This window comes from Algoriphagus sp. SE2 (assembly GCF_039563885.1).
Classification (GTDB): Bacteria; Bacteroidota; Bacteroidia; order Cytophagales; family Cyclobacteriaceae; genus Algoriphagus.
This window is the reverse complement of record NZ_JBCLWJ010000002.1, coordinates 100134-112413: the sequence shown is the minus strand read 5'-3', so window position 1 is coordinate 112413 and position 12280 is coordinate 100134. Positions and strand designations below refer to the sequence as shown.

At 38.9% G+C, this 12280-nt stretch carries 7 protein-coding genes; 4 read left to right on the top strand and 3 right to left on the bottom strand.

All coding sequences use genetic code 11. The annotated features are described in order from the left end of the window. Window positions 1–393 precede the first annotated feature (393 nt). Entirely contained in the window at window positions 394–1467 is a 1074-nt protein-coding gene (locus AAGF08_RS02665; protein ID WP_343509393.1) for an agmatine deiminase family protein, read from the bottom strand. Window positions 1468–1473: 6 nt separating this feature from the next. Then, on the bottom strand, window positions 1474–2349 hold the full coding sequence (locus AAGF08_RS02660; RefSeq protein ID WP_343509392.1) for a carbon-nitrogen hydrolase: 876 nt from the start codon (window positions 2347–2349) through the stop codon (window positions 1474–1476). Between the two features lie 561 nt (window positions 2350–2910). On the opposite strand from AAGF08_RS02660, the gene AAGF08_RS02655 reads away from it, so the two are divergent. Both AAGF08_RS02655 and AAGF08_RS02650 read left to right on the top strand, forming a co-directional pair. Beyond that, complete coding sequence (locus AAGF08_RS02655) at window positions 2911–3690, top strand: DUF6090 family protein (protein ID WP_343509391.1); 780 nt, start codon at window positions 2911–2913, stop codon at window positions 3688–3690. 869 nt (window positions 3691–4559) lie between these two features. Beyond that, entirely contained in the window at window positions 4560–5915 is a 1356-nt protein-coding gene (locus AAGF08_RS02650; RefSeq protein ID WP_343509390.1) for a D-arabinono-1,4-lactone oxidase, read from the top strand. Window positions 5916–6218: 303 nt separating this feature from the next. Here the strand turns inward: AAGF08_RS02650 and AAGF08_RS02645 are convergent, their stop codons facing one another. Beyond that, window positions 6219–6671 carry a small multi-drug export protein gene (locus AAGF08_RS02645; protein WP_343509389.1) on the bottom strand — a complete coding sequence of 151 codons (453 nt, stop codon included), beginning with the start codon at window positions 6669–6671 and terminating at the stop codon, window positions 6219–6221. Between the two features lie 394 nt (window positions 6672–7065). Here AAGF08_RS02645 and AAGF08_RS02640 point away from each other — a divergent pair, with 394 nt between their 5' ends. Both AAGF08_RS02640 and AAGF08_RS02635 read left to right on the top strand, forming a co-directional pair. Then, on the top strand, window positions 7066–9420 hold the full coding sequence (locus AAGF08_RS02640; protein ID WP_343509388.1) for an ABC transporter permease: 2355 nt from the start codon (window positions 7066–7068) through the stop codon (window positions 9418–9420). Window positions 9421–9590: 170 nt separating this feature from the next. Then, window positions 9591–12146: an AAA domain-containing protein gene (locus AAGF08_RS02635; RefSeq protein ID WP_343509387.1), complete on the top strand. Its 2556-nt coding sequence runs from the start codon at window positions 9591–9593 to the stop codon at window positions 12144–12146. Window positions 12147–12280: the final 134 nt, after the last annotated feature.

Genomic DNA, 12280 nt, shown 5'->3' with positions numbered 1-12280 from the left:
AAGTCATTATTATTCTTAATAAACGGGACTGCCTCGCTCCGCAAGCTCCGCTCACAGTGACGGTGCTATTGCGAAAGAGGAATGACCGAAGCAATCTCATTTTAATTGAACGTCATTGCGAGGAGGCTCTTAAGCCGGCGTGGCAATCTCGAGCAATTTATATGGATTGCCACGCTGCGCTCACAATGACGAACATAAAGCAATCTTGAGCTTTTAAACTGGACTGCTACGCTCCCAGTGACGGTGCTATTACTAAAGAGGAACGACCGAAGCAATCTCGTTTTAATTGAACGTCATTGCGAGGAGGCTCATAAGCCGACGTGGCAATCTCGAATATTTAGCGGGACTGCCACGCTCCGCTCGCAGTGACGGTAGAATTATCAATACAGGTGACTACACAGCAGGTTCCTGCTGACTTAAGCAGTGAAAACTACCCAAGCCCCAGATGATATCGAGTGAGTCGACACCGACAACTTTGCGGTCTTTGAAGCAATCACTTAAAATATCCAATGCCTTTTGGTCATTTTTATCACGGAATGTCGGTACGACAACAGCCTCATTCGCGATGTAGAAATTCGCATAAGATGCCGGCAAACGCTGGTCTTCGTAATACTTCGCTTCCGGCATCGGCAACTCCACAATATTCAACTGTTTGCCATCTTCCAGACGCATTTGTTTTAATTCCTGCAGGTTTTCCTCCAGCAACAAGTGATTTTCATCCAGCTTATTTTCTTCCACCACCGTCACCACCGTATCGGTATTCACAAAGCGTGTGATATCATCAATATGCCCGTCGGTATCATCTCCCACGATCCCATCTCCTACCCAAAGGATATGATTGACCCCGTAATAGTCGCAAAGATATTTCTCGATCTGCGACTGGATCAGATGTGGATTTCTGTTTTCATTCAAGAGACAAGCACGGGAAGTCAAAAGCGTTCCTTTGCCATTAAACTCCACCGAACCGCCTTCCATGACGATTCCAGGGGTAAAACAAGGAATTCCCAGATGCTCCGCAATGCGATAGGGTATCTGATTATCCAGATCATGTGGCGGATATTTATTTCCCCAGGCATTGTAATTCCATTTCACCAATGCCTTCTTTTCAGCAGCATTCGGATTGATAAGAAATGCAGGGCCATGATCGCGACACCAGGCATCATTGGTTGGGAAGAAATGAAACCTGATCTGACTTAGGTCAGCTCCTGCTTTCTCCAGTTGTGCCAAAGCAAAGGCCTTCATCGCCTCATCAGCCACATTGATATTCACGATCTCACCTTTGGCGACGATCTTGATAAATTCCGAATAGGCAGGGTATATCGTGTGGATTTTGCCCGGCCAGGATTCTTCTTTATGCGGCCAACTCAGCCAGGTACTGGTATGGGGTGCAAATTCGGCTGGGAAATAATATCCCAGCTCCGCCGGAGTGACTTCTCCTGATTTTGCTAATTCAAAAATGTCTACCATGAATACCTATTCTTCGTCCAGGAATCGTTTTGTAATCGGTTGGTAAGAATCAATTCTACGATCTCTCAAGAATGGCCAGTGCGTTCTATATCTATCGGAACCTGCAAAATCAAGTTCCTCCACATGGATTTGCTCTTCTTCATGACTTGCCTGGAAGATCACTCTTCCAAACGGGTTGGACACAAAACTTCCTCCCCAGAATTTCATATCTCCTTCGATGCCACAACGGTTTACAGAAACGACCGGAATGCCATTGGCTACAGCATGCGAACGCTGGATTGTCTGCCATGCGCCGTATTGCTCATCATTAGTCAAGTCATCCTGATCCTTGTGCCAACCGATGGCAGTTGGGTACACCAAGAAATCGGCTCCTTTCAAAGCTGTGATTCTCGCTGCTTCCGGATACCACTGATCCCAACAGATCAGCACACCGATTTTCCCGAATTTGGTAGGAAATACTTTATAGCCTAAATCTCCAGGAGTAAAGTAAAACTTCTCAAAATATCCTGGATCGTCAGGAATATGCATTTTTCTGTATTTGCCGAGGTAGGTTCCATCTGCATCCAAAACTGCGGTGGTATTATGATACAAACCTTCTGCTCTTTTCTCAAAAAGTGAAGCCACGATCACCACACCCAGTTCCTTCGCCAAGGCACCAAAAGTATCTGTGGACGGACCAGGGATGGCCTCTGCCAACTTGAAGTTTTCGTAGTCTTCTACATCACAAAAATAAAGGGAACGGAACAGCTCCTGAAGCACGACCACTTGAGCGCCTTGGGCCGCAGCCTTTCTGACACCTGCTATGGTTTTCTCCAAATTTGCTGCTACATCCGCAGAGCAAGTCAACTGGACCAAGCCTACTTTTACAGATTTATTTGCCACGATTGATCGGTTTTAATAGTGAAGGGTACAAAGATACTTTTGAGGGATGCCAATCCCAAATTCAGATTTTGAAATTCTGGGAAGCATTTAGCAAAGGATCAGAATAATGGGAAAACTTTAAAAATGATTCATTCAGTTTTTTATCGTTATTGCGAGCGAAGCGTGGCAATCTCGTCAAATAAGGCCATTTCGACTAGAGAGCTTGCCTACCGAAGGCAGGAAATCTCAAATGTCTTAATTTCAAAGTACCATAAGAATCCTGAGAAGTAATCCCAAATTCAATCCACTTTTAATCAAGAAATACCCAGTGTTGGGTATAGTAACTAAAGGGTTTCATGACACTCTTATAGGATCGTTTAAGTATCAATAGTTTAATAGAAGTATTTAGTCCTCAAAACAAAATATAAGGCAATAATCGCTTATTGTGATTTATGGTCGAAATATTTAATTAAACACCTTATATTCAAATAATTAAAAATTAAAGTGAATTAAAATCTATATCGGATATATACGCAATTGGGTATATAATAAGTATTGTATTCACTAACAGTCTGCTAACCAATGATCAAATTCTTCAGTAAAATTCGCCAAAGATTACTTAGAGAAAATAAGTTCAATAATTATCTCTTGTATGCAGTTGGGGAAGTTGTACTCGTTGTGATAGGTATTCTAATTGCACTTCAAATAAATAACTGGAATGAGGAGCGAAAAGACAGGATTGAACTTGAAAATTATTTGATCAAGATTGCTGATAATATTGATCAGGATATTAAGACCCTTAATAGATTACAGGTCAGACGCGATACTGTGTTCATTCAAGCAAAGAGATCTGCAAAACTTCTAATGGAACAAGACTTTACCGATTTTGAAACCATGATTGGCGGCATACGATGTTTTTATGAGTTCTATTTTAGTGCTAACAAGAGCGGATACGAAGCCCTTAAAAATTCGCAATTTTTGGGAAGAATCAAAAATCCATTAATTGATAGTTTATTGACAAGTTATTACGTGGAGGTTGAGTCGATAGAGATCTCCGAGAATAGCTATAACACATTTATTGAAAGAATGGAAGTCGAATTAAATTCGAGTATTGACCAAACACCAATTTTCGAATTTATACAATCGCGCGAATATGCTAGTGAACATGAAATTGATTTTGAAAATCAGGAATGGATCAAAAAAAATCAAGAGGCATTAATGCCTTATCTAAAGAGTAATGCATTCAAATCCGCTGTATTTAGAACTGCACTACAAAAAAATGATCGATATCAAAGGTTGATTCGAATAGGAACTAAATTGATGAAGGAAATAAGAGAAGGAGTGAATTTTAATAAAAATTAAACGATAATAGTACAAAAAGGCACATCAAAAAAACCTTCTTATTTTCAGTAAAAGACCATAATAAGAAAAACATACTTTACTGGAAGTATCAAACACCCTCCTCGGTTTCTTCAAAGATTTCATAGTCTAGTTTTAGAGATAGAGTTTTCATCGTCCTGTCTTAAGTATTACTAAAAGTATATACTTTAGATAGAAAAAAAGTTGCGAAATCAAAAAACACTTCATGTGATGTAGGTACTTTATATTTCATACTATAACAGTGAGTATCCCTTCTCTTAGCTCCGATTTTCATTCTTTTTGTATGAACGTTCACTCTTCAACACTTAAAGTTCAGTCTCTGAGTATGAAATTTTATACCTGAACAGTCAACGTTTAGTCTTTGGGAATGAATTTTCATTCTATTTGTATGAATGTTTACTCTTTGACCCTGAAACTTCACTCTCTGAGTATAAAATTTTATACTTGAATAGTCAACGTTCACTCTTTGACACTCAAATCCTCATCTCCATTAGCCTCGCCACCCAAACAATCAGAAAGGAAACCAAAATTCCGATTGCATTGGCAAAGAAAGTTTTCTTTCGATCCAGCCCTAAAAGATTATAAATGAATAGTGCCTGTATTTTTTCGACATTTTTCAGGACCAGCCTTTGCCCGTCGACCCGCAAAAAGTGCCGTCTTATTATAAAAATATCCCTTCAGAAAGTAGCAGGGACTAGTTAAAAATGAAATTCATAAAGGGGAAATCTATCTGATTAGGCGATGAAAATATCCTTCTCAAGCACCAGGTGGATTTTACATTTTAAGGATTAATCACTATTATTAATCAAATGCAATTTCACCCAAAACTGTTGATCTTCAACGTATAACCTATGACTAGAAAAGAGTTTCTAAAAATCACCTCCGTCGCAATGACTGGTAGCATGATGATTCCCTGGGCCTGTTCCTCAAAAGAAACTCGGGTGGAGGAAATCAAAGAAGAAATCCGAAAAAACTGGGCTGGCAATTACACTTACCAAGCAAAAAATTTATATGAGCCCCAAACAGTTGAAGAGGTTCAGGAACTAGTACTAAAACTATCCAAACAAAAAGCGTTGGGCTCTACCCATTGTTTCAACGACATCGCCGACAGCCCGGAAAACCAAATATCCACCAAGAAATTGAACAAGGTTGTTTCTTTGGACAAAGAGAAAAAAATCCTGACTGTGGAATCAGGAGCAAGGTATGGGGATTTTGCAGAAGAGTTGGATGCAGCAGGATTTGCATTAGCCAATTTGGCCTCACTTCCACACATTACAGTGGCAGGTGCCTGCGCCACAGCAACTCATGGATCCGGAGTAAAAAACGGAAATCTCGCTACGCAGGTAGCAGGAATTGAGCTGGTAACACCAAGTGGAGAACTAATGACCATCGATCAAAACCATCCGGACTTTCCAGCAATGGTGGTTGGCTTAGGAGCTTTTGGAATCATCACTAAAGTAAGCCTAAAAGTAGAAGACACATTTCAGGTTCGACAGGACGTATTCCTAAATCTTCCATTGGCGAGCATGGAGAAAAATTTTGAAGAAATCATGTCTAGCGGCTACAGTGTCAGTTTATTTACTGATTGGACTAATAAAAACATCAGCGAAGTATGGGTCAAAAGGAGAGTCGATTCCAATTCAGAAGATCTAGGTAATGATTTTTTTGGGGCAATTGCCGCAACTAAAAACATGCATCCTATTCAGGCACTTTCAGCAGAGCCTTGCTCCGAGCAGATGGGAGTTCCTGGGCCTTGGTACAATCGCTTGCCACATTTCAAAATGGGATTCACTCCCAGTGCAGGAGAGGAACTACAATCTGAGTTTTTCATCCCTAGATCCAATGCTGTAAAAGGGATATTGGCAGTTGAAAAACTGAATGCTGAAATATCTCCACAATTATTGGTCACAGAAATTAGAACTATCGCCTCAGATAATTTCTGGATGAGTCCTTGCTACCATCAAGACAGCGTGAGTATCCACTTCACCTGGAAGCAAAATCCTACCGAAGTAATGGCCTTGATTCCAAAAATTGAGGAGGTGCTAGCGCCATTCTCTGTGAAACCTCATTGGGGAAAATTATTCAAGGTCAACCCGGCCACTTTACACCAACGCTATACCAAGTTTCCTGAATTCCTCGCTTTAGCAAAGCAATACGATCCCTCTGGAAAGTTTAGAAATGCTTATTTGGACTTAAACATTTATTGAATTCAGATCAAGAAGTTTATTGGGCTCCACTAGGTATCTCTTGTAAAATCCCTACATATCTTTGAGAAGCTCCAAAAGGCATAGTTCCTACACCTTTTTATTTTAAGTATTTGGAAATCAATTACCCCTCAAACCCCGCTGTTCAGGATTTGTAATCCTGAACCAATTTCATTGGATTTTCAATCCTGGCAAATAGAGAAACATATTATTTAAAAGATTGTAAATCTTCAGATAAAGCTTCGAGATTGCAAATCTCGAAGAGCAGGTATTGTTTCAGGCTTTCATTTAAAGATTCAATCCCCCTCAAATCCTCATCGCTGTTAGCGTCGCTACCCAGACGATCAGGCAGGAAATTAGAATCCCGATTGCATTGGCGAAGAACGCTTTCTTGCGATCCAGCCCAAAAAGATAACCTGCGATGGTTCCGGCATAGACACCCGTTCCAGGTACAGGCATCGCAACAAACACCATCAATCCCCAGAACCCATATTTCTTGACATTTTTTCCGGCGCCAGCCTTTGCCCGGCGCCCAACAAAAAGTGCGGCTTTTTTATAGTAATACCACTTCAGGAAGTAACGGTTGGCCTTATCGAAAAAGAAATTCATAAAAGGGAAAACCAGCAGATTGGCCAAAAAGGTAAAAATCAATGCCAGATAGATATTCACCCCATTTAATAACGCATAAGGAATTCCAACTTTGGCTTCTCCAAATGGAGACATGCTCCAAAGCATGGCAGTGAGTAAATCTAAAAACATTCAGCAGGATTTGTACGCGGCAAAAGTAAGCAGGTTAGGAACGTAAACAACGCTTAAGCACCAACTTATTAAACTCTTAATTTGTCAATGCACTCAGCTAAAACGAATCCGCTTTCAATTAGTTGTTCTCTTTTTAGCCTTATTCTCTCAGGTGCTCATATTCAGCCAGATCCAGTATTTCTTTACTTTCTCAGCTTTGATAGGAAAGATCCTCTTACCCAACTATTACCTCTGATTTTTCCCAATATCGAACAAAATTGTCCGATGAAATTTTAGAAGAAATCGAAAAAACCTTCCTAAATGCATTCAAGCGGATTTTAGGAAGGCATGCATTTTGGATTTTATTTGGCATCATTAGAAGAAACATCCTTTTTTCTTCGAAATTGAAATCACTATGTGGAAGAATTACATCAAGACCTCTTTTCGAAACCTTAGAAGACATACCGGCTATACACTAATCAATATCCTTGGGCTTACTTCAGGGATCGTAGCCAGCATTTTTATTTTTTTATGGATCCTGGATGAAGTCTCTTTTGACAAGTTTCATGCAAATGGAGACAGGATTTATAGCATCATGATCAATAGCGAGCGGCCTGACGGCACCATCGATACCTATGCCGCCAATCCCTCCCGAATAAAAGAAACATTGGTTAATGAAATTCCAGAGATCAAGCTGGCAACGCAATACAGCTATGAAACGGCCCATTTGGTGAAATACCAAGAAGATGGATTCAATGAAATTGGGCTCTATGCCGATCCAAACTTTTTTCAGCTATTCAGCTTCCCTTTGGTCAAAGGAAGAGTCGATCCACTTCAGAATAAAACAACTACCTTTTATATATCAGAAGAGCTTGCCCAAAAACTCTTTCAGGAAGAAGACCCCATAGACAAAACCATTCAACTAGGGGAAGGCCAAGAAATGACCATAGCAGGTGTTTTTGCGAATATCCCAGAAAACTCCTCTTTACAATTTGATTTTGTTGCTCCTTTTGCTCTTTATCTGGAGCAAAATCCTTGGATGCAAAACTGGGCTAGCGGGGCTTCGAGAACCACCGTTTTGCTAGATGAAAACGCAGAAAACCCTTCCAGTAAAATTGGCGACCTGATCCAGAAAAACTGTTCGGAATGTACGAGCCAACCTTTTCTATATCCTTACGATCAACTCAGGCTTCATGGGGAGTTTGAAAATGGAGTACCTGCAGGAGGAAGAATTCAGCAGATTTATCTTTTTGGAGCGATTGCCATATTAATTCTGATCATGGCTTGCATCAATTTCATCAATTTAGCTACGGCTAGATCAGGCTCAAGAGGCCGAGAGGTTGGGATCCGTAAATCTATTGGAGCCAATAAGTCCGAACTTGTCATTCAGTTTATTACTGAATCAGTGCTTCTCTCTTGGATGGCTTTGGGATTTGCCCTGATTCTGGTGCAGATGCTCCTACCCTTTTTTAATCAACTCACTGAAAAGTCACTTCAACTGGATTTGTCAAACCCTGTTTTCTTGCTAGGCATTTTCTCCATCACCATTCTTACCGGAGTGCTTTCCGGAACCTATCCAGCATTTATTCTATCAGGATTCAACCCAATCACCGTCCTCAAAGGTGACAGTCGCTCTGTTCTTAAAGGTCAGGGTTTGCGGAAAATCTTGGTCATCACGCAGTTTACCACTTCAGCAATTTTGATTGTCAGCAGCATCGCTATTTATAAGCAAATCAGCTTTATCAGCGAGAGAAACCTTGGGTTCAATAAGGAAAATATCATCCTGGTAGATCAAAATGAGGGCATTGTAAAAAACTATGCAGGGATAAAAAATGAATTGATGCAACAATCAGGAGTAGAAAACATTGCTTTCGGTGGCAACAGCATATTTTCTGTTCCTATCACTACAACTGATCCTATTTGGGCCGGAAAACCTGAAAGCTCAGAGATCAATTTTAAAATTTTCCGTTGCGATGAAGCATTCATCCCTACACTGGATATTCCGGTGAGCATGGGGAGAAATTTCCTTGGAACACAAGATGCTTCTAACTACATCATCAACAAAAAAGCTGCCGAGGTAATGGGGTTAGACCTTGAGACCGCGGTAGGAACAGAGCTGGAAATGTGGAATGGCAAGGGTCAGATTATTGGGATCACTGAAGACTTTCACAATGACAACCTGAAGTTTGATATCGAACCGATGATCTTTATGTTTTCAGAAAATCTAGGTTCGCATTATTTCATCAAACTATCCGACCAAAACTCTATGACTGCTTCGATCGATCAAGTCAAAGGGGTTTTCAAAAAGTACAATTCGGATTATCCTTTCGAGTTTTCCTTTTTGGAGGAGGTTTTTGAAAGAGAATATCAAAATGAGCAGGTCATTAGCAAACTGGCACTTTCCTTTACCTTGATTGCCATTTTGATTTCCGGACTTGGACTATTTGGTCTGGCTTCTTTCACAGCAGAAAGAAGAACCAAAGAAATCGGCATCAGAAAAGTACTTGGAGCCTCTTCTAGAAGTCTTTCACTTTTGCTTTGCAGCGATTTCGCTATGTTGATTTTGGCAAGTTTACTGATCGGATTTCCTGTCGCCTGGTATATCATTCAGCAATTTCTTTCCTCCTTCACTTTCCATACAGACATCAGCTGGACGCTCTTCTTCTTCACAGCCTTGTTGATGTTGGGACTGACCTTCCTCTCCGTGGGGTATCATGCGATCAAGACTGCCTGGATCAACCCCATCAATTCCCTTCAGAATGATGAATAGGGATTGGATCCAGACATTTGTCTATTGTAACCTCTATCTTTTGGTCTATATTTAGCTTTTAAGAATTATAATGTGCCTAAATTGATTTTAGGCCTTGTTAAATAAAAGGATTAGCCAAGCCTTGAGCTCAACCATCAAGAATCCTTTTTCAAATGAAGAGTTGAAAAATAATGCCCCTAAGAGAACTGATCTTTATCGATGGAAAAGATGTAACTGATCAAATTGACAAGTATTTCTATCGAGGTGACAAATGCGTCGTCATTTTCAAAAACAGTGGTAAGGAATTTTCCTACGGAAAAAACAGGGCAAAAATTGTCAGGCAAGAAATCATTCCAGCAAAATCATCTGATGTTTTTAATTACCTCAAAGAAATTGCAAACACCGTTGGTCTGACCACAGAAGAAGGCAATAATATTCTTTCAAAAAGTTTTGATACCATTGATGAGATACCAAAAGATAGTATTCTAGGTAGTTTTTTAAATCGATCATTACCACCAAGTGAAACTAATAGTTCTAACCAGATTTTATTTCCTTTTGGTTTTAATCTTAGTCAACAAACTGCTGTATATAAAGCTTTCAAACATAGATTAAGTATTATTGAAGGGCCTCCTGGCACAGGAAAAACCCAAACCATTTTAAATATTATTGCGAATGCAATTTTGAATGGACAAAGTGTTGCAGTGGTCTCAAGTAATAATTCAGCAACAAAAAATGTATATGAAAAACTGGAAAAGAATGGGGTTGAATTTATTGCTGCTCTTTTAGGGAATTCCCAAAACAAAAAAGAGTTTATAGACTCACAAAAAGAAATCCCAGATTTATCAGAATCCTTTTTAACCGATGCTCAAAAAAAAGAAATCAAAGAAAAAATATCCATTCTGGAAAATGAGCTTTCTGAAAATCTAGCATATAAAAATGAATTAGCCTCTTTGAGTCTACAGGTTGAAAATCTCAATACAGAATATCAACATTTTAAAGACTCTCAAAAAACAAAACCGAATCAAACGACTGTAATTTCTAAATACACCTCTTCTGATAAAATTCTAGAGCTATGGATTAAATTAGAAAATTTAGCTAATAGAAATAAAGGTTTGGGATTTTTAAGAAGACTTTATTACCGGCTTATCTACGGAATTAAGTCAAACGCATTTTTCAGGAATTCATTTGAGGAAATGGTCTTAATTTGCCAATCCACTTTTTACCCAAACAAAATTCTTGAAATACAAGAGAGAATAGATTTCTTAAATCGGCAGTTGAACAATTTTGCATTTGACTTAAAAATGAAGGATTACACCGATTTGTCCATGCGACTTTTTAAAGGAGGACTCCAAAAAATCTATTTTCAAAAAATACGCAAACCCTATTCGATTTCGGAGCTTCGATTTAAATCAGAAGAGTTTATCAAGGATTATCCTGTAATCATGAGCACAACTTATTCGTTGAGGCAAAGCTTATCTGAAACTCTATTATATGATTATGTGATCATCGACGAATCTTCCCAAGTAGATTTGGCAACGGGTGCATTAGCTTTATCCTGCGCAAAACGTGTGGTCATTGTTGGTGATATAAAGCAATTACCAAATGTAGTGGATTCCGAAATGCAACTAAGAACCGATTTAGTTTTTGATTCCTATAAATTGCCCAACCCCTATCGCTATTCAGATCATAGTTTATTATCGTCTATTGTTGAATTATTCCCGAAGGTCCCAAAAACTTTACTAAGAGAGCATTATCGTTGCCACCCTAAGATCATTGAATTCTGCAACAAAAAGTTTTACGATAACCAACTCATAATCCATACCGAGCTCACCTCCAATCGGAAACCTCTTGTTATTTATAAAACCGTGCCAGGCAATCATGCAAGAAGACGATACAACCAAAGACAAATAGATGTAATAAAACAGGAAATCATACCCAATGAAAACCTAGAAGAAGTTGATTTGGGTATTGTTACGCCGTACCGGAATCAGACAATGGAATTACAAAAAGCTTTTGACGGGACTTCAATCAAAGCAGACACAGTAGATAAATTTCAAGGCAGGGAAAACAAAGTGATCATACTTTCAACGGTTGATAACGAAATTTCTGAATTCACAGATAATCCCAATAGATTAAATGTGGCTGTTTCGCGGGCAATAGACCAATTAGTCCTAGTCATCAATGGAAATGAAAATCAAAAAGACAGCAACATCACTGATTTGATGCAGTACATTGAATACAATAACTTTTCTGTAGTTGAAAGTGAATTAAACTCAATCTTTGATTTCTTGTACAAAGACTATGAAGAAATAAGAGAAAGAATCATAAAAAAGTCCGGCAAGGTCTCGAAGTTTGATAGCGAAAACTTAATGTATGGTTTAATCCAAGAAATTTTATCAGAGGGAAATCTATTAAAATATAATGTCCTCCCTCATTTTCAAGTAAGAAATCTTATAAAAGATTTTTCAAGGTTGGACCACAGAGAAATCAAATATGCCTCACATCCATCAACCCATGTAGATTTTTTGATTTACAATAAATTGGGCAATGTCCCTATTCTTGCAATTGAAGTGGACGGTTTTGAATTTCATAAAGAGGGTACCAAACAAGCTGAAAGAGATAAAATGAAAGACAAAATTTTTAAAAAATACAATTTCCCTCTTTTACGATTGAGGACAAACGAGAGCAACGAAAAGGAAAAAATTAAGAATAAGCTATCTGAATTGCTAAATAAAAAGCTGAGGTGAGTAAACCTTAACCTTAACAAAAAAATTTCTTATAGAAATATGTTAAAACTACGCCTTCCCATTTATATGAATTTAAAATTCAAGTAGATTAGAGCGGAATCTTCAAGACAGTACAGGACGATCTAACTAGGTGG